The organism is Actinophytocola sp. (assembly GCF_050699915.1).
In the GTDB taxonomy this organism is placed as follows: domain Bacteria; phylum Actinomycetota; class Actinomycetes; order Mycobacteriales; family Pseudonocardiaceae; genus Actinophytocola.
In genome coordinates this window covers 1-24,629 of record NZ_JBOHGA010000086.1, presented here as the reverse complement: position 1 = coordinate 24,629, position 24,629 = coordinate 1, and the positions used below count along the sequence as shown (strand labels likewise).

The window sequence follows — 24,629 nt, the reverse complement described above, 5'->3', positions numbered from 1 at the left end:
CCGCCGCGGCGGTGACGATCCGGCGGGTCTGCGCCGACAGCAGCCGGAGCCGGCCGCGCACGGCGTCGCGCACGCCGTCGGGAAGGTCCACACCGGACTCACCACCGGAGTCGCCACCGGAGTCGCCACCGGATTCGCCACTGAGCACGCCGGCCAGCTCGGTGATGAAGAACGGGTTGCCACCGGTGCGCCGACTCACCGCGGCCGCCGTCGCGGCCGCGACCGGGCGGCCCGCCAGCCCGGTGAGCAGGACGCCCACCTCCGGCTCGGTCAGTCCGACCAGGCGCAGCCTGGTCACCGACGGCTGACCGGCGAGCGCCGCAAGCGCTTGCCGGAGCGGCTCGCGGCCCACGGTCTCGGTGTCGCGGTAGGTCGCCAGCAGGACCAGTCGTGCGTCCGCCGTCCCGCGGGCCAGGTGGATCAGCAGCCGCAACGACGCCGGGTCCGCCCACTGCAGGTCGTCGAGCACCAGGAGCAGACCGTCCTCCCCGGCGGCCGCACGCAGGAACCCGGTCACCGCCTCGAAGACCCGGAACCGCTGCTCCGGTGCGGTGGTCTCCACTTCGGACAGTTCCGGGGCGCCGCCGAGCTCGGGCGCGACGAGTGCCAGGTCACCGGCCGGCTCCGGGCCGGCCCGGTGCAGCGCGCGCACGAGCTGGCGGAACGGCCAGTACGGCGGGCTGCCCTCGTCGTCGGTGACGCGGCCCCAGCAGGCGCGCATGCCCAACCGGACCGCCTCGCCGGCGATCTCCTCGGCGAGCCGCGTCTTGCCGGCGCCGGGCTCCCCCGCCACCAGCAGGACCTGCCCGGCGCCGTCGAGTCCCGTGCGCAACCGGCCGGCCAGCAGCGCGCGTTCCCGCGTCCGGCCGACGAGCTGGTTCCGTCCGTGCTCCAGGGCTGTCTCCGCTCCCCCCGAACCTGAGCACAGTGTCGCAGGCGCGTCCGGTTCGGACTAGTTGTGCGGGAGCGCGCAGCACGGCACCACCGCGACCGTGGCCTGCGGCGGGGTGCTGGCGGCGGCCTCGGCCTCGATTTCGGCCAGCATGCGCTCCCGGGCGCGCCGGTCGATGTACCGTCCATTCGCGACGATCGCGTGGGATGCGCTGGGTGTTGCGGATGTCGGCCAGCGGATCGTCGTCGAGGACCAGCAGGTCCGCGGCCTTCCCGGGCGCGACGGTGCCACTGAGGTGCCGCTGGCCGGCGAAGCGGGCGGCGTCCCGGGTGGCCGACAGGATGGCCCGCATGGGACTCAGCCCGACCCGCACCATCAGCTCGAGCTCGTCGTGCAGGCCGAAGCCCGCGAAGATGTACGGGGCCGTCATCCCGCAGTCGGTGCCGGCGACCAGCGGCACGTCCGCGGCGTCCGCGTCCCGCAGCAGCAGCGCCGACGCGTCGAAGAACTCGCGGGCCGCCACGACCTGCTCCGGACTCCACGGCGGGCCCAGCGCCGGCTCCCAGACCTGACGCACCACCCACTCCGGCATGTACCTGACCCGCGGATCGTCGCGGATGAGCTCGGGCGGGGTGGTGAACAGCCGCAGCACGGTCAGCGTCGAGCACAGGGCGGTCCGGTTGCGCGCCAGCGCGGCGAACACCCCGGCCGCTCGCCGCGGGTCGTAGGACTTGGCCGCCTCCATCTCCAGCGTGCGCACCAGGAAGAACCAGCTGACCGGGTCGGCCGGGTCCACCGGCGTGGTCCGGATGATCTCCCGGATCCGGTCCCGGTCCCGGGACACGTCGACGTAGAGCGCATAGAGGTGCTCCTGGGTGCGCATGCCCAGGTTGCTGCCGCGAACCACCGAGATCCGGTCCGGCACGTGCCCGGCGATCCGCAGGCCCAGGCGCCTCGCCTCGTCGGCGGCCGCGCTGAACGTGTCGTCCCGCAGGAACGAGTACAACTTGACGAAGTCGGCGCCGTCGCGCTTGGCCTGCCGCACCGCGGCCCGGGCCGCGGCGGTCGTCTCCACCTCGGTCGGCTCGCCGAACGTGGCCAGCATCGAGTGCGGCCCGTCGATGATGTTGCTGGCGACCACCATGCGCGGCCCGACCAGCTCGCCCGCGTGGATCCGGTCGCGCACGTCACGAACGAACGGGTTGCCCCACATCTCCCGGACCCGGGTGATGCCGTTCGCGATGAACAGCGGCGGCAGGATCCGCTCCAGCCCGAACGTGTGGCTGTGCATGTCCCACAGTCCAGGTAGGACGAACTTGCCGCGCAGATCCACGACGCGCACGCCGGCCGGCGGCGCGGACCGGTGCCGCCCCACGGCCACGATCCGGTCGCCGATCACCACGATCGTCGTGTTCGGCCGGGGTGCGGCGCCGGTGCCGTCGATCAAGGTCGCGTCGGTGAACACGAGCACGTCTCGCGCGTCGGCCGCGGCGGGCGTCTGCCCGGCACCGGCCACCCCGGCCGCGGCGAGCACCAGCCCGCTCTTCGACATCCAGGAAAGGAACGTTCTTCGGCTGGAATCCGACATCACGCATCAACCCCCCAAGGTCCAGGAAACCAGCGTAGCCAGCCGGCGCGGCGGTGGAAATGGGGCGCCGCGGCCGCCACACCGCACTTTGCCGACGCCGTATGTCGGACTTCTGTGGCACCATCGCGCAGGTGAGCAGCAGACCCACCGCGACGCAACTGCGCGACCTCGCGCTGTTGCGCCGCGTCCGTGACCGGATCGACCGGGAGTACGCGCAGCCGCTGGACGTCGAGGCCTTGGCCCGCAGCGTGAACATGTCGTCCGGACACCTCAGCCGCCAGTTTCGGCGCGCCTACGGCGAGTCGCCGTACAGCTACCTGATGACGCGCCGCATCGAGCGCGCGATGGCGCTGCTGCGCCGTGGTGACCTCAGCGTCACCGACGTCTGCTTCGAGGTCGGCTGCTCGTCGCTGGGCACGTTCAGCACCCGCTTCACCGAGCTGGTCGGCGTGCCGCCCAGCACCTACCGAAGCCAGGCGGCCGCCGCGACGGCGGGGATGCCGGCGTGCGTGGCGAAACGGGTGACCAGACCGATCAGGAATCGAGAAGCGTCCGGCACCCAGCCGTCGCTAGCGTGACCTGCATGGACATCAGCATTCACTCGAGCTTCCTCCCACACGACGACCCGGAGGAGTCACTCGCCTTCTACCGCGACGTCCTCGGCTTCGAGGTCCGCAACGACGTCGGCTACCAGGGTCTGCGCTGGATCACGGTCGGCCCCGCCGGCCAGCCCGGCACCTCCATCGTCCTGCAGCCGCCGGTGTCGCCCGGCTGCGGCATCACCGACGAGGAGCAGCAGGCCATCGCCGAGATGATGGCCAAGGGCACCTTCGCCGGCATCAACCTGGCCACAAAGGACCTCGACAACCTCTTCGAGCGCCTGCAGGCCAGCGACGCCGAGGTCATCCAGGAGCCGACCGACCAGCCCTACGGGGTGCGCGACTGCGCCGTCCGCGACCCCGCGGGAAACCTGATCCGCATCCAGGAGACGCGCTGAGCGAGCCGGCACGCGACGCCGGCACCGCCCGACCCGAGGGGAGACACCGATGAGCACGACGCGCACGCAGAAGTCCGAGCCGCACATCGCCGACACGCATGACCTGATCCGCGTCCACGGCGCGCGCGTGAACAACCTCAAGGACGTCAGCGTCGAGATTCCGAAGCGCCGGCTGACCGTGTTCACCGGTGTCTCCGGCTCGGGCAAGAGCTCGCTCGTCTTCGACACGATCGCGGCCGAGTCCCAGCGGATGATCAACGAGACCTACAGCGCGTTCCTGCAGGGGTTCATGCCCTCGCTGACTCGCCCCGAGGTCGACATGCTGGACGGCCTGACGACGGCGATCATCGTCGACCAGGAGCGGATGGGCTCGAACCCCCGCTCCACGGTCGGCACCGCCACCGACGCCAACGCGATGCTGCGCATCCTGTTCAGCCGGCTCGGCAAGCCGCACATCGGCTCGCCCAACGCGTTCTCGTTCAACGTCCCCTCGGTGCGGGCCAGCGGCGCGATCACCATCGAGCGCGGCGGCAAGACGAAGGCCGAGAAGGCGACCTTCAACCGGCTCGGCGGCATGTGTCCCCGCTGCGAGGGAATGGGCGCGGTCAGCGACTTCGACCTGACCGCGCTGTACGACGACACCAAGTCGCTCGCCGAGGGCGCGCTGTTGATCCCGGGCTACAGCATGGACGGCTGGTACGGCCGCATCTTCGCCGGCGCCGGGCTGCCGATGGACAAGCCGATCGGCAAGTTCACCAAGCGGGAGCTGCACAAGCTCCTCTACAACGAGGCGGAGAAGATCAAGGTCGAGGGCATCAACCTCACCTACGAGGGCGTGATCCCCAAGATCCAGAAGTCCATGCTCGCCAAGGACCGCGAGGCGATGCAGCCGCACATCCGGGCGTTCGTGGACCGGGCGATCACGTTCACCACCTGTCCCGAGTGCGACGGAACCCGGCTCGCCCAGGAGGCACTGTCCTCGAAGATCCGGGGGAAGAACATCGCCGACGTCTGCTCGATGCAGATCAGCGACCTGGCCGACTGGGTCCGCAGCCTCAACGACAAGTCGGTGGCCCCGCTGCTCACCGGACTGCAGCACCTGCTCGACTCGTTCGACGAGATCGGGCTGGGCTATCTCTCGCTCGACCGGCCGTCGGGCACGCTGTCCGGCGGCGAGGCACAGCGCACCAAGATGATCCGCCACCTCGGCTCGTCGCTCACCGACGTCACCTACGTCTTCGACGAGCCCACGATCGGCCTGCACCCGCACGACATCGAGCGGATGAACGCGCTGCTGGTGCAGCTGCGGGACAAGGGCAACACCGTGCTCGTGGTCGAGCACAAGCCCGAGACGATCGCGATCGCCGACCACGTCGTCGACCTCGGCCCCGGCGCCGGCACGGCGGGCGGCACGGTCAGCTACGAGGGCACCCTGGACGGGCTGCGGCGCAGCGACACCACGACCGGCCGCCACCTCGACGACCGGGCGAGCCTCAAGGACTCGGTGCGTTCGGCGTCCGGCTCGCTGGAGGTTCGCGGCGCGTCGACGCACAACCTGCGGAACGTGGACGTCGACGTCCCGCTCGGCGTGCTCTGCGTGGTCACGGGCGTCGCCGGCTCCGGCAAGAGCTCGCTGGTCCAGGGCTCGGTCGCCCGCCGCGAGGGTGTGGTGGTGATCGACCAGGGCGCCATCCGCGGTTCGCGGCGAAGCAACCCGGCCACCTACACCGGTCTGCTCGACCCGATCCGCAAGGCCTTCGCCAAGGCCAACGGCGTGAAGCCGGCGCTGTTCAGCGCGAACTCCGAGGGCGCCTGCCCCACCTGCAACGGCGCCGGCGTCATCTACACCGAGCTGGGGGTCATGGCGACCGTCGAGTCCACTTGCGAGGAGTGCGAGGGGAAGCGGTTCCAGGCCGCGGTGCTCGAGTACACCTTCGGCGGCAAGGACATCAGCGAGGTCCTCGCGATGTCGGTGGCCGAGGCCGAGGAGTTCTTCGGTGCCGGCGACGCTCGTACGCCGGCCGCGCACGCCATCCTCGACCGGCTCACCGACGTCGGGCTCGGCTACCTCAGCATCGGCCAGCAGCTCACCACGCTGTCCGGCGGCGAGCGGCAGCGGCTGAAGCTGGCCACCCGCATGGCGGAGAAGGGCGGCGTCTACGTCCTCGACGAGCCGACCACCGGCCTCCACCTCGCCGACGTCGAGCAGCTGCTCGGCCTGCTCGACCGGCTCGTCGACTCCGGCAAGTCGGTCATCGTGATCGAGCACCACCAGGCGGTCATGGCCCACGCGGACTGGATCATCGACCTGGGGCCGGGCCCCGGCCACGACGGCGGCCGCATCGTCTTCGAGGGCACTCCCGCCGACCTGGTCGCCGCCCGCTCCACCACGACCGGCGAACACCTCGCGGCCTACGTGGGTCGCTGACCGACTTCGGGGGCTGCTGACGCCGGTCACGGAGTGTGAAAGATCTTCCGAAATCGGAGACCTGACGGGAACTCGCGTGCTAGCTTCCGACACTGTTGGAATCTTGTCGGGCACGAGTTCCTGTTGGGGGTCCTCAGCATGGCGGGCTGGCAGAGCAGTGGTCGTCTGAAGACGGGTTTCGCGGCGGTGGTCGGCGCGCTCGCCGTCTCGCTGGTCGCCCCGGCGGCGCCCGCCGACGCCGCGGCGGTCAACAACAACAGCGACCGGTCGTCGCCGAACGACACCGCCAACAGGCGGGACGACGTCCAGGCCAGGCAGAAGACGACCGCCGGGCCGTCGAACTCCAACCCGCAGCAGTCCTCGAGCGCCAACTCGCAGTCGTCGGCCGGGGCGTCCTCGTCCGGGCCGTCGGCGGCGGGGCCGGCGCACGCGCCGAAACCCGCGCAGCGCAAGGACAAGCCGCCGGACCGGGACCCGCACAAGTTCTCGCCGAACCGGACCTCGCAGTCGTCGCAGACCGGCAACTCGGCCTCCGGCCGCTCCGCCGGCACCAGCCCGAAGACGACGTTCGGCGTGGACCGGCCCGACGACCGCGGGCCGAACAAGGTCTCGCCGCAGGAACGCACGCCCACGACCCAGGACCGCGATCGCGACCGCGACCGGCGGGCCGCGCCGATCATGGGACCGAGCGTGCCGCAGGCCGTCCCGGGCCGCAACGCCGCCAGCGGCACCCCCACGGGTCAGCTCCAGCCCTGGGTGCCGCAGAAGCGCAAGCCCAAGGCGCAGGGCGGCACCCACGACCTGGCCTACCGCTACGACATCCGCAACGGTCAGCGGGTCGACCCGACGGCCAGTCAGTACGACTGGGAGCTCGATGACCTGATCGGGGACGTCGGCGAGCAGCTGGGCAAGTACGGCCAGGCCCGCGTCGAGCAATGGGTCGACGCCGCCGGGGACCTGGTCGATCTGGGCAAGCTCCGCGTCGAGCTGGGACCCGAACGGTTCCTGCTCGACCGGGCCGGCTGGAACGGCAGCATGTCCGAGATGGTCACCGCGGTCCAGAAGTCCTGGACGACGAAGATCGAGCAGATCCGGAAGGTCGCCGAGGATCCGGAGGCCGCGACGCGGGAGTTCGTCGCCAACGAGTGGCGGCGGTTCCAAGAAGATCCGGCCACCTACCTGGGCGAGCTGCACGGCCAGGCGGACGTCGTCGCCGCGGAGGCCGCCATCGCCGCGGCGACCCGGGGAGCCAGTATTCCGGGCAGCCTCGGCCGCCGCGCCCTCAGCGAGACGCTCGACACCGTCAACGACAACAGGTCCAACCCCGACCCGAACGCCCCGCAGGGCGGCAACACGAACGCCGACCCGAGCCCTCAGCCGCCCGCCCAGCCCGGCCCGTCGGGCGCGCCCGATGCCCGACCCAACCAGCCGGGCCAGGACGGGAACGCGGACGCGCCGTCGGCCAACTCGCCGCAGCGCCCCGGAAACCCGCCCGACCGCGACAACGACCGCGACTCGGCGACGGCCGTGCCGGCGACGCCGGGAGCCCCGGGATCGCGGCGTGACAACGACCGGAACGACGACGACCGGCCGGCCGCGATCGGCGCGCCCGACCGGTCCCCGTCGGGCCCGAACGCAAACCGGCCCCAGTCCCCCGGCGCGGGATCGAACGGACCGGGCGCGGGACCCAATCGCGGTGGCAACAGCGCGAGTCCCGGTGACAACAAGGGCAACAAGGGCACCGACGCCGGTAAGGGCGGCCCGTCAGGACGCGGCGGCGCCGGCCCGGTCAAGAAGGGCGCCGACGGTGTCGCGCAGGTGCGGCGGGACATCGAGGCCGCCGGCGGCCGGGTCCTGGGCAGCGAGATCACCGTCGACGCCGGCGGTGTCCGCACCCGGCCGGACCTCTTCGCCCGGCTGCCGGGCGGCCAGCTGTCCTTCGTCGAGGTCAAGAACGGGCCGGGCGCACGGCTGACGCCCAACCAGGAGAAGGCCTTCCCGATCATCCGGTCCCAGGGAGGCGTGCCCCGCGGGGCGAACGCCGACAAGACTCCCGGGCTGGAGTCGGGCGTGCCGATCGGTCCGACCCCGGTGTGGGTGGTCCGCCTGCCCTGAGGCGACGATATCGGCGTGGTGACAAGCAAGTGGTGACAAGCAAGGAGCTCGGCGACGAGGTAGGCGCGCTGCTGGCCGGGGACGGCTTCCGGAAGCGGGCGGGCACGATCTTCACCGTCGAGCTGGCCGACGACGTGCTCGGCTGGCTGGGCCTCAACGAGGCGACGCAACACACCCGGACGGGCGAGATCGAGGTCAACCCCGTCCTCGGCCTGCGCCACCAGTCGATCGAGCGAACCGTGGCGCGACTCCGGGACGACAAGTTCCATGCCTACAAGCCGGCGACCGTCGCCATCCCGCTGGGCCACCTGATGCCGGAGAACACCTTCCGCGTCTGGCTGTTCCGCGCCGAGGACCTCGCGGCGACCGCGCAGGACTTGGTCGAGAACGTCCGCGAGCACGGCCTGCCGTTCCTCCGCCGACACGCCACGTTGGCCGCGATCACGCGGCAGCTGGAGTCCGGGCCCGCGGAGGGCACGATGCCGGAGTACCGCCTGCCGGTGGCGTATCTCCTCGCCGGTGAGCACGACCGGGCGATGACCGCGCTCACCGGCGAGCTGGACTCCCTCGGCGACCGGCAGGACGCGGCCGCCGACTACTACCGGCGGTTCGCCGAGCGGTTCCGGGAGGCGGCGGCTTAGAACTGGTCTTCCTCACCTCAGGTGCCGGGCGAAGAACCGGTTCCCGTCGTCGGCCTCGAACCGCGGGACGCCGGTGTGCCCGCCCATGTTGGCGTGCAGCGTCTTCTCCTTGGAGCCCAAGGCGTCGAACAGGTCCAGGGCCAGCTGCCGGTCGTTTCCCTCGTCGTCCCACTGCAGCAGGACCAGCAGCGGAACGGTGACCTGCCGGGCCTGTTCGAACATGGTGCGGGGCACGAAACTCCCGGCGAACAGAAGGGCGGCCGAGATGCGCGGCTCGACCACCGCCAGCCGGATGCCGATGGCGATCACCCCTCCCGCGTACCCGACCGGGCCGCCGATCTCGGGCAGCGCAAGGAGGGCGTCGAGGGCGGCCCGCCATTCCGGGACCGCCTTGTCGACCAGCGGGAGCACGAGCCGGTCGACGATCCCGTCGTCGACCGGCTCTCCGGCCTTCAGCGCCCGGCGCAGGTCGGCGCCGGCCTGCTCGGCGGCGGCGGAACGGGGCCGGTCACCGCTGCCGGGGAGCTCGATGGTGGCCGCGGCGTAGCCCGCCGCCGCGCAGTGCCGGGCCCGGGCCAGCAGTCGGGGGTACATCTTGAGCAGTCCGCCGGGGTGGCCGAGCAGGATCAGCGGGGCCGGTGCGGAGGCGGATCCGGGAGTCCACAGGATGCCGGGGATCTCGCCGAGGGTGAACTCGCGCTCGAGGACGCCGTCGTCGAGACGCTGTTCGGAAGTGAATCGCATGGTCGTGCCTTTCGGGAGTGCTCGTGAACAGCGCTCCCGGACGACCTATCGCCCGACCATGACCCCGGAGGGGAGCACCCACGTCGAAACGTTCACGGGTACCACCTCCTCGTTCTCTCGCACGGCCCCCGGAAAGCTAGCAGCGGCTGTTGTGGTCCGCCAACGGGTTTCGGAGGCTCCGTCTCAGCCGCGGACGTTCACGGTGAAGTCGATGCCCAGCTCGCGCAGCTGGCCGGCGGCGTACTCGACAACCGTGGCGATGTCGCCGGTCGGTTCCTCGACACAGTCCAGGTGAATGCGAACCGGCTTGCCGGCCGTCTCCGGGTATTCGCGCACGAGGTCGCCGCTGTTGATGAAGTCGGCGTACAGGTTGATCTTGTCGCGCAGTTGCAGCTGCTGCACCGGCCCCGCGTCCCACGGCCGGTCCTCGACCATCACGACCATGTACTCGCCCGCGGCGTCCTGTGCGACCAGATCGATCGTCGTCGCATCCGCAATCCCAGACATCGGGCTCACGCTAACACGGGGTCGTGGCGCGGTCGCGCAGGATGGCGACGCCCTCGCCGGCCAGCTCGGCGCAGTAGGACGGCCGGCCGGTCATCGCCATGACCAGGGCCAGCGTGGGGCCGGACACCAGCGGCCCGGCGCCGGTGGCGAACGGGCCGTCGGTCGCGACGAGACGCAGTCCGCCGATGCGGCCCTTGGCGAGGACGACGAGATCGGATCCCCGGTAGTAGTCGGCCAGCCGGGTGATGGTGGCGATCGGGTAGGCGCGGTGGATGCCCAGCGGCCGGCGGATGTCCTCGGCGTGCACGATCGACTCGCCGAGCATCGCCACGACAGGGAGGGGCGGCTTCGTGGTGCTGGTGACCACCCGGCGGAACCGGGCGAGCGTGTCGGTCGGGGTCGTACCCAGGTGCTCGGCCAGCCGCATGGCCACCTGCTGGTCGAAGTCGAACCGGCACCGGATCACCCCCGCGAGCCACCGCACCGGGTCGAGGCTCGCCGCCGCGGTGAGGTGCGCCAGCACCTCGCGCACGGTGAGCCCGGTGCACAGCGACGGCGTCGCCCACTGCTCGTCGGTCAGGTCGGCGAGGTCGGCCGCCAACGCGGCCCGCTCGGCGTGCACCAGCGGCCAGGTCCCGGCCGCCCGGCGGAGCGAGGGTGTGGTCATCGGAGAACCTCCTGTGTCGTCGAGTCTGTCGTCGACTCGTGCACAGGTGGGACCGCGGCCGTGGGGCAGAATCGTCGCTCGTGGGCGAGATTTCCTTCGGGCAGTTCACGGACGCGGCGATCGACGAGGATCTCGCCCTGGCGCGTGGTGGGGACGACGCCGCGTTCGGCCGGCTCGTGGCACCGCTGCGCCGGGAGCTGCGCGCCCACTGCTACCGCATACTCGGCTCGGTCCACGACGCGGACGACGCCCTGCAGGACGCGCTGCTGCGGGCGTGGCGAGGGTTGGCGCGCTTCGAGGGCCGCGGCTCGCTGCGCACCTGGCTGTACACCGTGGCCACGCGCACCTGCCTGGACGTGGTCGCCGCCCGCGGCAAGCGGGCCATGCCCGTGGACCTCGGCCCGGCCAGCCCGCGTGCCGTGCTCGACGGCAACGCCCCGCGGACCGAGGTCGCCTGGCTGGGTCCCTTCCCCGACGCCGGGCTCGCGGCGGGCGCGGCCGGGCCGGAGGCGCGCTACGAGCAGCGCGAGGCCGTGGAGCTGGCGTTCGTCGCCGCGTGCCAGCACCTGCCGGGCAACCAGCGGGCGGCACTGCTGTTGTTCGAGGTCCTCGGCCTGTCCGCGGCCGAGATCGCCACGATCATGGACACGTCGACCACCTCGGTGAACTCCGCGCTGGCGCGGGCCCGCCGGGTCGTCGCGCAGCGGGTCCCGGCCCGCACCCAGCAGCAGACGCTGCGGACGGTCGGCGACGCCCGCGTGCGGGAGCTCGTCACCGGGTTCACCGCCGCCCTCGAGCAGGGCGACGCCGATGCTCTGGTCGCGCTGCTCACCGAGGACGTCACCTGGTCGATGCCGCCGCTGGCCGCTTGGTACCGGGGCCGCGAGGCCGTCGTCGACTTCGCCGTGCAGGTCCCGATGACCCGCTGCCCGAGCTGGCGGCACCTGCTGACCAGCGCCAACAGCCAGCCGGCTGTCGCGTTCTACGTCGGCGCGGACGCCGCCGGCCCGCACACCGCCTGGTCGATCACGGTCCTGAGCCTGCGCGGCGACCACATCGCGGAGATCGCGTCGTTCCTCGACGCCGACCACTTCCCGCCGTTCGGGCTGCCCGCCTCGCTGCCCTGAGGCCGAGCTCGGGCTATCGGTCGTTGCCGGGGTGGCGGCCGGTCATCGGGGGGTGGCCACGGCCGACCGCGAGGAGCTCGGCGGTGCTCTCGAGGACCGGTACGGAGTTCGCCGGCGGGCGGCTCCCCCGCATCAGGAACACGGCGACAGCGGCGACGCCGCCGGTCAGGAGCGCCAGCGCGGCCCACAGCCAGACGGGCAGCCCCTCTTCGGGTTGCGGGTCCTCGGCACGCTGCGGCTTGGGCGCCGGCGACAGCAGCGGCGGCTTCGCCTCGCCTTCCGTGCCCAGCCCTCCGCTCAGGTCGCCCTCGGGCGCGGCCGACGGCGTGGCGACGCCGCTGCCGTCCGGCGGTGCTGGCGGTGTGGGCTGGCTCGCCGCCACCGCGGACGGCGCCGCGCCCAGCAGCACGAACAGGGCGACGGCGGCAACGAACACCAGACGTTTGAGGGAAGGCATGCCGCTCCGGATCACTTCGGCCAAGATTTCGAACAGGTCGGGTCCTTACCGAGAGGTACGGCTGGCGCGCCGAGTTGGTTCGATCGGATTTCGCGACTCGATCCGTGACTCGATCCGCGCCGAGGCCGCGGCGCCACGCCGAGCGGGCCCGCGGAGCACGGCCGGCCGGGTCGCGACCGACCGCTCCCGCCGCGCCGGCAGACCGTCCCCGACCGCCCACGGCGGGACCACAGTGGACGATCGGGTGCCGCCCATTCCATTGAGGACTGCCACCTCGCAACCAACTGCGTTTGGAACCGGTGGAACAGTCACCTGGCGATGGTCGCGGTCCGTGCCTGAGTGGACGCGGTTCGCTACCGAAGCCGTTGCGCCGCAGGGGGATCGAGACCGCGAGCGGCCGAAGCGCCTAGTGGGGTGCGGCCAGGTGGATCTATGGATGGCGGCTACTCGCTGGGTACGGTGATCGCGCGCTCGCTGGCGCTTCACCGTCCTCGAGGAGAACACATGGACGCCAATCGTCGTGCCCTGTTGATCGGCGGACTCGCCACGGCCGCGTCCGTGGCCGTCGGCGGCCGGGCCGTCGCAGCAGCACCCGCACGCCACGGCAGCTGGCCGATGCCCGACCTGGACGGTGTGGTCCGTACCGACCCCGCCAGCCTCGCCGCGGCCGCCGACGACTTCGGCCACATCGTCCACAAGACACCGTTGTTGGTCCTGGAGCCGGGGTCCACCGACGACATCGTCACCGCGCTCGACTACGCCAGACGTTACAACGGCAAGGCGGCACCGCAGGGCCAGAGCCACTCGGTCTGGGGCCGCGCGATGACAGACGGCCAGGGCGGGGTCATCGACATGACCTCGCTGCGGTCCATCGGTCCTGTGCAGAACGACCGGATCACCGTGGACGCCGGTGCGAAGTGGAGCGACGTGCTCCGCGCCACGCTGGCGCAGGGCAAGACGCCGCCGGTGCTCACCGACTACCTGGAGCTGTCGATCGGCGGCACGATCGTCGTCGGCGGCGTCGGCTCCACGACGGCGCGCTACGGCCTCCAGTCCGACAACCTCATCTCCATGGAGGTGGTGACCGGCAAGGCGCAGCGGGTCACCTGCTCCCCCAGCAGCAACTCCGACCTGTTCAACGCCGTGCGCGCCGGGCTGGGCCAGGTCGGCGTCATCACCAAGGCCACGCTCAAGCTCGTCGCCGCGCCGGCCTCGGTGCGCCGCTACCAGCTGACCTACCCGACCCTGGCCGCGATGCTGAACGACGTTCGCCTGGTGTCCGGAGACAACCGGTTCGACGTGGTCCAGGGTGCGATCGCCTCCCCGCCGACCGGGGGCTGGGTCTACCGCCTCGACTGCGCGAAGTTCTTCACCGGCACCCCGCCGAACGACGCCGCGCTGCTCGCCGGCATGACCGACAACCAGGCCGCGCGGGTGCTCACCACCCTGACCTACTTCGACTACTCCAACCGGCTCGCCGCGCTCGAGGCGGCGTTGCGCGCCAACGGCCAGTGGTTCAACCCGCACCCCTGGCTCACCACGTTCATCGGCGACTCCCGCGTCGAGGCCGTCGTCAACGACGAGGTCAGCCGCACCAACGCGGCGACCGACCTCGGGCAGTTCGGGCAGATCGTGCTCTCCCCGCTGCGCCGCTCGACCATCACCAGCCCGCTGCTGCGCAAGCCGTCGGACAGCCTGATGTACGCGTTCAACTTCGTCCGCGTCCCCGCCACCAGCGACATCAACAACGCCAACCGGCTCGTCAGCATCAACCGCGGGATCTACGACCGCGTCCGCGCCGCCGGCGGCGCCCTCTACCCGGTCAGCGCCTTCCCCATGTCCAGCGCCGACTGGCGCACCCACTTCGGCTCCGAGTTCAACCGGCTCAACTCCGCCAAGATCAAGTACGACCCCAACGACCTCCTCACCCCGGGCTACGAGGTCTTCTGACCCCACCCGGGGCGGGAGGATCCACCGGAAGCCGTTGACCGGTGGGCCTCGCTTCCCGTGACTCTGCGTGCGCGTAAGGTGTGCGGGAAGGTTCGGTCCACTGGTCAATGGCGAGGGTGGGATGGGGGAACCTGGAGCCGCGTCGCCGGTTGGCGTCTCCCGGCGTGCGTTGCTACGCGCGGGCGCGCTCACGACCGCGACCATGGGTCTGTCCGGCTGCTCCGTGCTGGCGAGCACGGCCGGGGTCGGCGACAACGTGCGGGTAGGCGTCTCGTGGAGCGCCGGCGAGCTCGCGGCCTTCCGAGCGGTGCTCGCCGGTTACTCGGGCGGCTACGAGCTGGTCCCGCTCGGCGACGACATCGCCTCCGCGCTCGGCGCGCGGACCGCGGGACGGCCTGACCTTGTCGCGATGCCCCAACCCGGCACCGTCAGCGCCGGCATCGACGACCTGGAGCCGCTGCCGAACGACCTGTGGCGCTCCGAGTACGAGCGGATCACCGGCGAGGAGACCGACGACCCGCACTACGCGCTGCCGTTCAAGCTCGCCCACTCGTCCGTGGTCTGGTACCGCCCGAAGCTGTTCACCGAGCACGGCCTGGAGAAGCCGACGAGCTGGGAGGAATGGCTGAACCTGAACCAGCGGATCATCGACGACCCGCGGCTGGGCGGCGCGGGCATCGCGCCGCTCGCGCTCGGCGGTGCCGACGGCTGGCTGCTGGCCGTCTCCTTCGAGAACGTCCTGTTGCGACACTTCGTGGGCACCTACGATGCCCTGAGCAGCCCGAACTACCACCCGAAGTCGTGGCGCGGGCGGGATGTCGTCAAGGCGCTGTACATGCTCGCCACCATGTGGTCGGTGCCGGGCGCGGTCTCGGGCGGGTTGGACCGCGCCCTCGTGCTGCAGTACCCGGACGCGGTACAGGAGGTCTTCCTGTACCGGCGGGCGGCGATGGTGGTCGCGCCGGACTACGCCGAGTCGGTGATCCGCGGGTTCGGCACCCCTGAGGAGGAGTACGACACCTTCACGTTTCCGGCGCACAAGCCCACTGCCCCGATCGCGGTGGCCGGCGACCTGCTGGTGTTGGTGAAGCCGGCACGCAAACCCGCGGAGGACCTGCTGCGCTACCTGGCCGACCCGCGGGCGCCGCTGCCGTGGATCCGTCGCACCGGGGGCTTCATCGCGGCGAATCCCCTTACCGACAAGAGCCACTACAGCGAGACCCTGAAGGACCGCGCCCGCGAGGTACACGACCAGACCCAGAGAATCCGCTTCCGGCTCGCCGACCAGCTCGGCTCCGTCGGCGGCCGCGACGGGCTCGCCCTCGTCCTGCAGCAGCTCGTGCGCGAGCTCGCCGCCGGCGTGCCGCCGGCGACGGTGGCACGGGACGCGGCGCGGAAGATGGCCGCGATCGCGGAGGCGGCGCGATGAGCCCGGTGCACGTCGAACCCAGACCCGGCCTCAAGCTGGAGGTGACCGGGCGCGAGGTCTCGGGACGGGCGCTCGACCAGACCGGGGACCACGGCGGGCACGTACGGTTCCTGCTGGGCGTGCCGGCGTTCCTGCTGCTGCTCGTGCTGCTGGTGCCGATCGTGTGGACCGTGGTCTGGGCGCTGGACGGCGACGTGCCGGTGATCGGCAACATCCTCGCCGTGGTCACCGACGACGGCGCCCTCGCGTCGGCGCGGAACAGCGTGCTGTGGGTGGGCATCGCGCTGATCGTCGTCGCGCTCGGCTACGGGATCGCCGTCGCCAGCAGGCTGTTCCACGGGCCGTGGCCGGTCCTGCTGTACCTGCTGATCCTCCCCTTCGGGGTGTCCGCGCTGGTCTCTGGCGCGGTGTTCCGGATGATCTTCGACCCGGCGCCCGAGCGGGGTCTGGCCGGCGCGCTGTTCGGCGGGGACGTGGTGTGGCTCGGTCCGGGCCTGGTCTGGCTGGTGCTCGCCTCGTCGTTCGCCTGGACCTGGCTCGGCTTCGTCGTGGTGCTGTTCCGCGCCGGCCTGGACGCGCGGCCGGCGGGCGGGCCGGGGCTCTTCGGTCACCCGGGGCTGCCCAAGCCGGGGCCGGTCACCAGCATCGTGATGCTGACCGTGCTGGTCGCCGCGATCCGGGTGTTCGACCTGGTGCTGATCGCGGCGCCGGGCTCCATGCAGGACGACGTCGACGTGGTCGGGCTGCACTGGTGGCGGATGACCTCGCGCAGCACGGACACCGGCGAGCCGGCCGCGCTCGCGGTGCTGCTGTTCGTCATCGTGGGCGCGCTCAGCCTGTGGTCCATGCGGCAGCGCCGGAACGATGCGCACCCCCCGCCTGTTCCGGCCGAGGACGTCGCGACCGAACCGGCGCCGCCGAAGCGCCGGTGGCCCAGCTGGCTGGTCGGGCTCGGGCTGGCCGCGTTCTGGCTGCTGCCGGTGGTGATCCTGCTGGCCACGGCCTTGCACGAGCCGCGGGCGGCCGGCGCGGCAGGGTGGTGGCGGCTGTCCGGCCTCGGGCTCGGCTCGTTCGCCGACGTGAGCGCGAGCTGGCTGTGGCCCGCGGTGCTCGGCAGCGTCTTCCTCGCCGGACTCGCCACCGCGCTCGTCGTGGCGGCCGCGGTGCCGGCGGCGTACCTGCTCACCTGGGGCGGCCTGCCGGAGCGCTTCTCGCGTGTGCTGACCCTGCTGCTCGCCGTCATGGCGGTCGCGCCGGTGCAGATGTACGCCGGCCCGCTCGGCAACCTGTTCGGCGAGCTCGGGCTGGCCGGCGCCCGGGCGCCGCTCGCCCTCGTGCACGCGGCGGCCGGCCTGCCCTTCGCGACCCTGGTGCTGCGCACCGCGTTCCAGCTCGCGCCGCCCGACCCGTCCGGCACCCGCCGCCCCTCGCTGGACGCCATCTGGCGCGGCCGGTACCGGCGTGCGCTGGTGGCGGTGGTGGTGCTGGAGTTCGTGTTGGTGTGGAACGACTTCATCGTCGGCTTCCTGATCAGCGGACCGGGCTCGACCCCGCTCAACCTGCTGCTGTGGGGCGAGGCACGGCAGTTCGGCATCTCGACCGGCACGGTCGCCGCCGGGGCCGTGGTCGCCTCGGTCATCCCCGTCACCCTGCTGCTGGTCACCTGGCCGAAGGTGATCTCCGGACTCACCGGGGGTGCGACCCGATGAGCCGGCTGGGCGGTGGCGGTCCGCAGTCGGTGCGGGGTTTCCTGACGCGCTTCGGCGTGTTCACGTTCGGTGCGCTGCTGTGGTTCCTCGGGGCGCTGGCCGGCGAGCTGATCGGCGGTCAGGCCAACGCGACGGACGTCGGCCAGTACCTCGGGCGGATCCTGCTGGTGATCGGGGTAGGCGTGGTGCCGCTGACCGCGCTGACGTGGGTCGGGTACCAGCTGTGGAAGTGGCGGCACCCGCCGCCGCCCGAGCTGCCACCGCCGCCGGAGGTGGGTTGGCTGGTCGGGCCGGAGCCGCCGGAGTGGCGCGCGCCCGGCCCGATTTACGACCGCGACGGCGAGGTGACGGCCGTGCTGCGGGCCGTGCTCAGCACCGGGATCGCGGTCGTGCACGGGCCGCGGGACGTCGGCACGTCCGCGGTCGCCGAGGCGGCGGTGCAGGCGTTGATCGACGAGCGGCGCACCGAGGACCGGTACGTGGTCCGCCTCGACCTGCGCAGCCGGTCGACCCGGAGCCCGGACGACGCCCGGGCGACTGCGGGCCGCATCCTGTCCACGTTCGGGCTCGACGAGCCGGCGAACGGGACGCCGAAGGTGCTGGCCAACGCCGCGGAGCGGCTGCACGACGTGCTCGCCAAGCAGTACGCCGTGCTGCTGCTGGACAACGTCGCGGCGGTGGACGAGATCAAGTGGCTCCTTCCACAGTGGACGAAACGGAACAACCGTCAGCCATGGCTCGTGATCGCCGGCGAGACGGCGATCGAGTCGGTGGTGCCGGGCATCAGCCAGGTACCGGTCGACCCGCTGTCGATGGACGGGATGCGCAGGATCTGGCATGCCGACACCGACACGGCGCCGACGGAGCCGCCCCGCCCGGTCCCGACCCGGCGCCGGTCGGGACTCGTACGGTGGGTGCTCGACCGGCTGCGCCCTCCGCCGGAGGTGGTGCCCACCCAACCACTGGTCACGCCCGACCCGATCGACAAGCTGCTGGCGGTGTGCGGGGGCCGGCCCCGCGCGATCAAGGCCGTGGCGCGGGAGATAACCGGCCCAGACCGCGAGGCCGAGGTGAGCAGCCTTCTCGCGTCGCTGCACACCGACGAGAACCCCCTGGTGGGGATCTGGCGCGCGATCCTGCTCCGCACCAAGGACAGCCTCGGCCCGGACGCCTACTGGCTGTTGCGCGCGCTGGCCGTGCTCCCGGTGACGGCGCTGACCACGGAGGCGATCACGGCCGTCCTGAAGGCCCACGCCCCGGACGTGGACGCGGACCCGGTCGGCGCCCTGCCCGCGCCGTTCGAGGCACTGCGGGTCCGGGGCTTCGTGCAGGAGGTGGGCGAGCGGTACCGGCTGCCGCAGGAGATCCGGTGGGCGATCGCCGGGCAGGCGGACGACGAGGACGACGACCCGGCCCACATCGCGGTGCCCGCGCTGGTCAACCACCACGCGGACCGCGTGGTGCGCAGGGCGAACCAGCTCGACGTGCGGTCGGTCGGCGCCCGGGCCGCGGCGTGGCTGCACGAGGAGGAGCCCACGCTGCGCCCGCTGTTCTCCCCGGAGTCCTATGAGGATGGTGCGGTGCTGCTCGCGGTGCTCGACGACCTCGCACGCATCGCCGGCGCGCTGGAGTACTGGTACGTGCGCGAGCAGCAGGCTGATGGGCTGCTCAAGGTGAGTACCGAACTGCGTGTGCTCGCCGGCAGCGCCAAGCGGAGCGGGCTCGCCGCGCTGGCCGCGGCGCGGATGGCCACCGCCTACCGGATGGTCGGGCAGCGGACGAAGGCGGACGGGCTGCTGTCGGAGGTGGACGGCGAGGCGCGTGGCACTACCGACCACGACCTCGCCACCGAGCTCGTGACCCGCGTGTGCGTGGAGCGGGCGCTGCTCGCGATGGCCGGCGGCGAGTCCACACGCGACGGTGTGGAGGAACGCCGCGCGCTCGAGGAGCTCGCCGAAGGCGGGCGGCATCCCGGTGCCGGCATCGCCATGGTCAACCTCGGGGCGCTGCACCTGGCGAACGGCTCACCCGACGCGGCGGCGTTACTGGACCGTGCCGAGGCCATGGCCCGCGCGCGGGACGACGTCGGCTGCCAGGCGCAGGCGGTGGAGCTGCGCGGGATCGCACTGTCCACAACGGACCTGAACGCGGCGGTGTCGCGGTGGCTGGAGGCACAGCAGCTGTTCGAGGCGATCGGCGAGGAGCAGGGTCAGGCTCGCTGCCTGCAACACCTTGGCGCGGCGGCCCTCGTCGACCCGTCGGTCGCCGCCCGGCTGGCCGACGACCCCGACGACGCGGACCCGGCGGCGACGGCGCTGCCGCTTCTCCAGCGGTCGAAGCAGCTCCGTGCGGGCCAGCCGGACACCGCACTGGTCGACGAGTACCTACGCCGGGCAACCGGCGGCCAGGCCCCGGCGCCGAACTGATCACCGTGCGGCGCATGCGGACAGTCGGTCGGCCAGCCTGACCACCTCCGTGCGCAGCTCGTCCGGGTACTCGATCTCGAAGGTGCACCCCAGCCAGGCGAGCACCGCCGCCGCCCACTCGAGCCGGTTCGCGCGCAGGAGCAGCCGGACGCCGCCGGCCGTCTCCGTGACGGTCGCGACAGAGGCCGGCAGCTTCGTGCGCACCTCCGCGACCGTGGTGTGCAGCAGCACCGACACCTCGTGCGGGTAGGACACCTCCGCGAGCCCGGACAGCACGCGCGAGATCGGGTCGAACTCGGCCGGCACCTCGAACGTGCCGGGCTCCAGCTCCGCCGCCGCGACGCGGTCGAGCCGGAAGGTCCGCACCTCGCCGCGCAGCGAGTCGAACCCCGTCACGTACCACCGTCCCGAGTGGAACACCAGGCCGTACGGTTCGACCCGCCGCTCGCTCGAGCTGCCGCGCCAGCTGGTGTAGGTGATCGTGACCGGTCTGCGGCGCCGGGCGGCGTCGGCGAGGACGAGCAGCTCCGCGGTGCCCGGCGGGCTCGCGGACCACTCGGGCGCGGTGAAGTCGGCCGCGGACAACAACGAGTCGAGCCGGCGGCGCAGCTCCGCCGGCAGCACTCGCCGGACCTTCGCCGACGCACTGTCGGCCGCCGCGCCCGCCGCCGAGACCAGGCCGGTGCGGCTGCCGGCGACCAGCCCGAGCACGACCGCCACCGCCTCGTCGTCGGTCAGCATCAGCGGCGGCAGCTTGTAGCCCGCGGTCAGCCGGTAGCCGCCGTACCGGCCGCGCCGCGACTCGATCGGGATGCCCAGATCGGTGAGGTGCCGGGCGTAGCGCCGCAACGTGCGCTCGTCGACACCGAGGCGCCCCGCGAGCGACGCGACGGTGTGCGTGCCGCCGCTCTGCAGCAGCTCCAGCAGGGCCAACACGCGCGCTGTGGGCCGGGTCACACCGCCGATTATACCGGGCGGATTCTGCCCGGTATTGAGATTAGCGTCAGGGACATGACGACTTACGTACTGATTCCCGGTTTCTGGCTCGGCGGCTGGGCCTGGCGCCCGGTGACGGACGCGCTGCGCGCGCAGGGGCACGACGTGTACCCGCTGAGCCTCACCGGCATGGGCGAGCGCGCCCACCTCGCCGGCCCGGAGGTAGACCTGGAGGTGCACGTCACCGACGTGCTGAACCTGTTGCGGTACGAGGACATGACCGACGTGGTGCTGGTCGGCCACAGCTACGCCGGCGCGGTGGTGATCACCGCCGCGGCGGACCGGATGCCGGAGCGGGTGGCGAAGCTCGTGTTCGTCGACACCGGGCCGCTGCCGGACGGCGTCTCGCAGTCCGAGTTCGACGAGCCCGACGAGCAGGCCGCGACCGCCGAGCTGGTCAAGGAGCACGGCGACGGCTGGCGGCTGCCCCCACCGCCGTGGGAGCAGCTCGCCGCGGGCGTCGACCTCGACGGCGATGTCGTCAAGACGCTCGTCGAACTGTCGACGCCCCAGCCGTGGGCGACCGCGACCACGCCGGTGTCGCTCACCGGCGCGTGGGAGAAGCTGCCTCGGGTGGGCGTCCTGTGCGGCTTCACCGAGGAGCAGGCCCGCGGCATGGCGGCCGCGCCGATGTTCCGGCACATGGCCGGCGACCAGTGGCGGTTCGAGGAACTACCGACCTGGCACTGGCCCATGTTCACCCGCCCGGCCGAGCTGGCGGAGATCCTGGACCGCGCCGGGACTCGGTGATCGCTGACACGCCGCCACACCCCAGCGCGGCGGCGCGTCAGGTGAGCTTCTCGACGGTGCGCACGCCCTGGTCGACGCCAGGTCAGCGGAGGATCAGGACTCGGTGGCCGGGCGGGCGCGGCCGACACGGGCGAGCACGAGGCCGACCACGAGGCCGACGCCGACCGCGGCCACCACGACCCAGATCCAGCCCGACGGGCCGCCCGAGTCGGCGGCGCCGGTGATCGGGCCCGCCGCCGACTCCGTCGGTGCGGGCGGGGTGCTCGTCGCCGGGACCGCCCGAGCCAGGGTGAACGCCACCTCGCCGCTGACGGGGTCGCCGGCGGCCGAAACGACCTCGTAGTTGATCTTGCAGGGTCCCGCCGGCTCGGCGGGGGTGATCGGCATGGTCAGCGTGTTGCCGTCCGCCGTGATGTCGCCGACCCACCAGGTCACGCCGTCCGCGCCCGTCACGAAGATGACCGCCGCGTCCGGGTAGCAGCGCTACTACTCCTCGTGGCGGATTGTCCGTATCGACTTGTGGTTGGAAAATTCTGTTCGCAAGCCGAATTTCCAGTCGAGGGTCCGTAGAACGGCTTGCCAAACCCTGCGAGGTAAATGAAATGAAACGAACGAAACTGGCCGTTCTCTTTGCGGCCGCGGCTACTGCTGCCATCGGCGTGGCAATACCCGCCAACGCCGAGCCCACGGCAGCGGTACCGGTCATCCAGGCGACGACCGGCGGCGTGTCCGGCCAGTACATCGTCACCCTGAAGGACCAGGCCGGCATTAAGTCCGCCAGCACGCTGGCCGCCGACCTGAACGTCAAGCCGAGGCACGTCTACTCGTCGGCGATCAACGGGTTCTCCGCCACACTGTCCGCCGACCAGCTCGATGCGCTGCGGAAGGACTCGTCGGTCGCTCGCATCGAGCAGAACGCCGAGGTCAGCATCGACGGCACCCAGACGGGCGCGACCTGGGGCATCGACCGCATCAACCAGGCCACGTTGCCGCTGGACGGCACGTACACCTGGAACGCCGACGGCAGCGGCGTGACGGCGTACATCATCGACACCGGTCTGGACGCCGACCACCCGGACTTCACCGGCCGCGGCCAGAACGTCTTCGACGCGATGGGCGGCAACGGTGAGGACTGCAACGGGCACGGCACGCACGTGGCCGGCACCATCGGCGGTTCGAACTGGGGCGTGGCCAAGAACGCGGCGCTGCGCGGCGTCCGCGTTCTCGACTGCGGCGGCAGCGGCACCTGGGAGGGCGTCATCGCCGGCATGGACTGGGTGACCGCGAACGCGGCCCGCCCGGCCGTGGCGAACATGTCCCTCGGCGGCGGCTTCAACCAGACCGTCAACGACGCCGCCACCCGCATGGCCGACTCCGGCGTCTTCACCGCCGTCGCCGCCGGCAACTCGACGTTCGACGCCTGCCAGTTCACCCCGGCGAGCGCCGCCAACGTCACCACCGTCGCCGCCAGCGACTCCGGCGACAACAGCGCCTTCTTCACCAACTTCGGCACCTGTGTCGAGGTCTACGCCCCGGGCGTGGACGTGACGTCGGCGTGGCTCAACGGTGGCACGAACACCATCAGCGGCACCTCGATGGCCTCGCCGCACGTCGCGGGCGTCGGCGCGCTCTACAAGAGCTCGCAGGGTGACGTGGACAGCGCGTCGCTGAACGCGTGGATCACGGCCAACGCGTCGCCGAACCAGGTCGTCGGTGCGCCGGCCGGCACGCCGAACCTGATGCTGCAGTCCGCGGGTCTGTAAGGAACCAACCGTCTGCCCGGTCCGGCCCCCCGTCGGACCGGGCAGACGTCTGTTCGGTGTCAGGCGAGGCCCAGCTGCCGGCCCGCCACCACCGCGCCCCGGCGGTTGTTGACACCGAGCTTCGCGTAGATGGCGCGCACATGGGTCTTCACCGTGTTCACCGACACCCGCAGGTCCACCGCCAGCTCGTCCAGTGACTGCGGCGACGACAGGCGGACGAGCACCGCGTGCTCGCGGCTGGTCAGCACGTCCGCCCTTCGAGCATCCATTGTGGACACCGTCTGGCTGACCCGGGCCGCGAAGCCGTTCGCTGAGCCGAAGCCGCCCACCTGCTCCAGGAGCAGTTGGCGCACCGAGAGGTCCGCGTCGTGGAACGGGCGGATCAGCGACACCGGCTCCGCACGCACCAGCGACTCGTAGAGCGAGTCGCGCGCCCGCGTCCGCCGGCCGAGACGGATCTCCAGCGCCGTCGCCAGGAGCTCGGCCTCCAGCGGCGTCGTCGGACACAGCGCGGGCCGGCCGGCGAGCATCTCCTCGGTCGCCTCCAGACCACCGTGGGCGAACGAGGCCCGCGCCCGCATCAGGCCGAGCTCGGCGACGTTGCCGACCCGCTCCCGCACCCACGCCGCCAGCTGCTGCGCGAGCGCGTCCTGGCCGGCGTCCACTGTGGACCGATGTTCGATCAGCGCCCCGGCGGCGAGCAGCGGCGCGGGGACGCTCGCGTCGCCGTGGTCGTGGCGCGCCGCACGCAGCAGCGCCAGCCCCTCCCGCCGGCGACCCTCGTCCACGCACGCCGCCCCGCTCAGCACACCGACCAGGTAGCGCGACCGGCTCGGCGCGTCCGCGGCGAGGGCGGCCTCCGCGTGCCGTGCCTCGTCCAGCGCCGCGACGGGATCCAGGCACAGCAGCCGCGCGAAGCCGATCATGAGGTGGTTCGTGGACAGCCACGGCGACGACGTCCAGCCGAGTGCGTAGGCGAGCTCGACCGCCGCCGCGGCCGCGGACTCCATGGCCGGGAACGCACCGTCCCGAGCGGACAGCACGGCCAGCGCCGACAGGCTGTGCAGCCGGAGGAAGTCGAACCCGTGGTCGCGGGCGAGCCGCTCGGCCGCCTCGAGCTCGGGGCGCGCCGGCTCCCCCGCGCACAGCATCGTCCAGCCGAGGCCGAGCCGTGCCCACGCCTCCAGGTCGGTGCCCTCGTACGCGCCGAGCACGTCGGGCCAGTCGCGCGACACCGCGGCCGGCGCGGTTCCGTCGGCCAGCGCGTGCGTGGTCACGACCAGCTGGCGCAGCCGTCGCAGGTCGGCTTCCGGGGTCGCGGGCCAGGCGGCCCAGCAGCTCGCCAGGTCGGCCTCGGCGAGCCCTCGGTCGCCTGCCACCGCATGAGCCAGCGCGGAGATCAGCGCGAGCGCCGGGCTGCCGGCCACGGCCGCCGGCCCGACC

20 protein-coding genes and 1 pseudogene are annotated in these 24,629 nt (G+C 72.3%); 12 read left to right on the top strand and 9 right to left on the bottom strand.

The window, feature by feature from the left end; genetic code table 11:
- Window positions 1-832: AAA family ATPase (locus ACRDSK_RS17215; protein ID WP_431442059.1), on the bottom strand; the 832-nt coding region annotated here is incomplete at its 3' end.
- Between the two features lie 286 nt (window positions 833-1,118).
- Window positions 1,119-1,484: pseudogene (locus ACRDSK_RS17210) on the bottom strand (amidohydrolase family protein); the annotation flags it as partial.
- 1,127 nt (window positions 1,485-2,611) lie between these two features.
- Between ACRDSK_RS17210 and ACRDSK_RS17205 the strand changes: the two are divergent.
- The 5 genes from ACRDSK_RS17205 (at window position 2,612) to ACRDSK_RS17185 (ending at window position 8,661) form a co-directional block, all read left to right on the top strand.
- Window positions 2,612-3,058, top strand: coding sequence for a helix-turn-helix transcriptional regulator (locus tag ACRDSK_RS17205; protein ID WP_431442058.1), 447 nt, complete (start codon window positions 2,612-2,614; stop codon window positions 3,056-3,058).
- A gap of 5 nt (window positions 3,059-3,063) precedes the next feature.
- Window positions 3,064-3,477, top strand: coding sequence for a VOC family protein (locus ACRDSK_RS17200; RefSeq protein WP_431442057.1), 414 nt, complete (start codon window positions 3,064-3,066; stop codon window positions 3,475-3,477).
- 49 nt (window positions 3,478-3,526) lie between these two features.
- Window positions 3,527-5,905 carry an ATP-binding cassette domain-containing protein gene (locus ACRDSK_RS17195; protein ID WP_431442056.1) on the top strand — a complete coding sequence of 793 codons (2,379 nt, stop codon included), beginning with the start codon at window positions 3,527-3,529 and terminating at the stop codon, window positions 5,903-5,905.
- Between the two features lie 123 nt (window positions 5,906-6,028).
- The gene (locus ACRDSK_RS17190; RefSeq protein ID WP_431442055.1) at window positions 6,029-8,020 is read left to right on the top strand and encodes a hypothetical protein; all 1,992 of its coding nucleotides are present in this window, start codon (window positions 6,029-6,031) and stop codon (window positions 8,018-8,020) included.
- A gap of 29 nt (window positions 8,021-8,049) precedes the next feature.
- Window positions 8,050-8,661, top strand: coding sequence for a hypothetical protein (locus ACRDSK_RS17185; RefSeq protein WP_431442054.1), 612 nt, complete (start codon window positions 8,050-8,052; stop codon window positions 8,659-8,661).
- A gap of 12 nt (window positions 8,662-8,673) precedes the next feature.
- Here the strand turns inward: ACRDSK_RS17185 and ACRDSK_RS17180 are convergent, their stop codons facing one another.
- From ACRDSK_RS17180 to ACRDSK_RS17170, 3 genes are all read right to left on the bottom strand, one after another.
- Window positions 8,674-9,405: an alpha/beta hydrolase gene (locus tag ACRDSK_RS17180; protein ID WP_431442053.1), complete on the bottom strand. Its 732-nt coding sequence runs from the start codon at window positions 9,403-9,405 to the stop codon at window positions 8,674-8,676.
- 183 nt (window positions 9,406-9,588) lie between these two features.
- Window positions 9,589-9,912, bottom strand: coding sequence for a DUF6572 domain-containing protein (locus tag ACRDSK_RS17175; RefSeq protein WP_431442052.1), 324 nt, complete (start codon window positions 9,910-9,912; stop codon window positions 9,589-9,591).
- Between the two features lie 10 nt (window positions 9,913-9,922).
- The gene (locus ACRDSK_RS17170; RefSeq protein ID WP_431442051.1) at window positions 9,923-10,579 is read right to left on the bottom strand and encodes a maleylpyruvate isomerase family mycothiol-dependent enzyme; all 657 of its coding nucleotides are present in this window, start codon (window positions 10,577-10,579) and stop codon (window positions 9,923-9,925) included.
- A gap of 80 nt (window positions 10,580-10,659) precedes the next feature.
- Here ACRDSK_RS17170 and ACRDSK_RS17165 point away from each other — a divergent pair, with 80 nt between their 5' ends.
- On the top strand, window positions 10,660-11,706 hold the full coding sequence (locus ACRDSK_RS17165) for a sigma-70 family RNA polymerase sigma factor (RefSeq protein ID WP_431442050.1): 1,047 nt from the start codon (window positions 10,660-10,662) through the stop codon (window positions 11,704-11,706).
- A gap of 13 nt (window positions 11,707-11,719) precedes the next feature.
- On the opposite strand, the gene ACRDSK_RS17160 is transcribed toward ACRDSK_RS17165, so the two are convergent.
- Window positions 11,720-12,163: a hypothetical protein gene (locus ACRDSK_RS17160; RefSeq protein ID WP_431442049.1), complete on the bottom strand. Its 444-nt coding sequence runs from the start codon at window positions 12,161-12,163 to the stop codon at window positions 11,720-11,722.
- Between the two features lie 504 nt (window positions 12,164-12,667).
- Here ACRDSK_RS17160 and ACRDSK_RS17155 point away from each other — a divergent pair.
- The 4 genes from ACRDSK_RS17155 to ACRDSK_RS17140 all read left to right on the top strand — a co-directional run bounded on the left by ACRDSK_RS17155 (window position 12,668) and on the right by ACRDSK_RS17140 (window position 19,677).
- Entirely contained in the window at window positions 12,668-14,113 is a 1,446-nt protein-coding gene (locus ACRDSK_RS17155; protein WP_431442048.1) for an FAD-binding protein, read from the top strand.
- A gap of 121 nt (window positions 14,114-14,234) precedes the next feature.
- Complete coding sequence (locus ACRDSK_RS17150) at window positions 14,235-15,542, top strand: ABC transporter substrate-binding protein (protein WP_431442047.1); 1,308 nt, start codon at window positions 14,235-14,237, stop codon at window positions 15,540-15,542.
- Complete coding sequence (locus ACRDSK_RS17145) at window positions 15,539-17,251, top strand: hypothetical protein (RefSeq protein WP_431442046.1); 1,713 nt, start codon at window positions 15,539-15,541, stop codon at window positions 17,249-17,251. Before ACRDSK_RS17150 ends, ACRDSK_RS17145 begins: the two co-directional genes overlap by 4 nt.
- The gene (locus tag ACRDSK_RS17140; RefSeq protein ID WP_431442045.1) at window positions 17,248-19,677 is read left to right on the top strand and encodes a hypothetical protein; all 2,430 of its coding nucleotides are present in this window, start codon (window positions 17,248-17,250) and stop codon (window positions 19,675-19,677) included. Before ACRDSK_RS17145 ends, ACRDSK_RS17140 begins: the two co-directional genes overlap by 4 nt.
- Here the strand turns inward: ACRDSK_RS17140 and ACRDSK_RS17135 are convergent, their stop codons facing one another.
- Window positions 19,678-20,634, bottom strand: a complete 957-nt coding sequence (locus tag ACRDSK_RS17135; RefSeq protein WP_431442044.1) for a helix-turn-helix transcriptional regulator — start codon at window positions 20,632-20,634, stop codon at window positions 19,678-19,680.
- A gap of 54 nt (window positions 20,635-20,688) precedes the next feature.
- On the opposite strand from ACRDSK_RS17135, the gene ACRDSK_RS17130 reads away from it, so the two are divergent.
- Window positions 20,689-21,423: an alpha/beta fold hydrolase gene (locus ACRDSK_RS17130; RefSeq protein ID WP_431442043.1), complete on the top strand. Its 735-nt coding sequence runs from the start codon at window positions 20,689-20,691 to the stop codon at window positions 21,421-21,423.
- Window positions 21,424-21,516: 93 nt separating this feature from the next.
- Here the strand turns inward: ACRDSK_RS17130 and ACRDSK_RS17125 are convergent, their stop codons facing one another.
- The gene (locus ACRDSK_RS17125) at window positions 21,517-21,876 is read right to left on the bottom strand and encodes a copper resistance protein CopC (RefSeq protein WP_431442042.1); all 360 of its coding nucleotides are present in this window, start codon (window positions 21,874-21,876) and stop codon (window positions 21,517-21,519) included.
- 206 nt (window positions 21,877-22,082) lie between these two features.
- Here ACRDSK_RS17125 and ACRDSK_RS17120 point away from each other — a divergent pair, with 206 nt between their 5' ends.
- The gene (locus tag ACRDSK_RS17120) at window positions 22,083-23,186 is read left to right on the top strand and encodes a S8 family peptidase (RefSeq protein WP_431442041.1); all 1,104 of its coding nucleotides are present in this window, start codon (window positions 22,083-22,085) and stop codon (window positions 23,184-23,186) included.
- A gap of 59 nt (window positions 23,187-23,245) precedes the next feature.
- Here the strand turns inward: ACRDSK_RS17120 and ACRDSK_RS17115 are convergent.
- On the bottom strand, window positions 23,246-24,629 hold a 1,384-nt coding region (locus ACRDSK_RS17115), incomplete at its 5' end, for a LuxR C-terminal-related transcriptional regulator (RefSeq protein ID WP_431442040.1).

Bases quoted from the DNA above. Each gene is read 5' to 3' on its own strand.
- ACRDSK_RS17160 (WP_431442049.1), bottom strand. From the start codon at position 12,163: ATGCCTTCCCTCAAACGTCTGGTGTTCGTTGCCGCCGTCGCCCTGTTC.
- ACRDSK_RS17145 (WP_431442046.1), top strand. From the start codon at position 15,539: ATGAGCCCGGTGCACGTCGAACCCAGACCCGGCCTCAAGCTGGAGGTG.
- ACRDSK_RS17150 (WP_431442047.1), top strand. From the start codon at position 14,235: ATGGGGGAACCTGGAGCCGCGTCGCCGGTTGGCGTCTCCCGGCGTGCG.
- ACRDSK_RS17195 (WP_431442056.1), top strand. From the start codon at position 3,527: ATGAGCACGACGCGCACGCAGAAGTCCGAGCCGCACATCGCCGACACG.
- ACRDSK_RS17170 (WP_431442051.1), bottom strand. From the start codon at position 10,579: ATGACCACACCCTCGCTCCGCCGGGCGGCCGGGACCTGGCCGCTGGTG.
- ACRDSK_RS17175 (WP_431442052.1), bottom strand. From the start codon at position 9,912: ATGTCTGGGATTGCGGATGCGACGACGATCGATCTGGTCGCACAGGAC.
- ACRDSK_RS17130 (WP_431442043.1), top strand. From the start codon at position 20,689: ATGACGACTTACGTACTGATTCCCGGTTTCTGGCTCGGCGGCTGGGCC.
- ACRDSK_RS17140 (WP_431442045.1), top strand. From the start codon at position 17,248: ATGAGCCGGCTGGGCGGTGGCGGTCCGCAGTCGGTGCGGGGTTTCCTG.
- ACRDSK_RS17200 (WP_431442057.1), top strand. From the start codon at position 3,064: ATGGACATCAGCATTCACTCGAGCTTCCTCCCACACGACGACCCGGAG.
- ACRDSK_RS17180 (WP_431442053.1), bottom strand. From the start codon at position 9,405: ATGCGATTCACTTCCGAACAGCGTCTCGACGACGGCGTCCTCGAGCGC.
- ACRDSK_RS17155 (WP_431442048.1), top strand. From the start codon at position 12,668: ATGGACGCCAATCGTCGTGCCCTGTTGATCGGCGGACTCGCCACGGCC.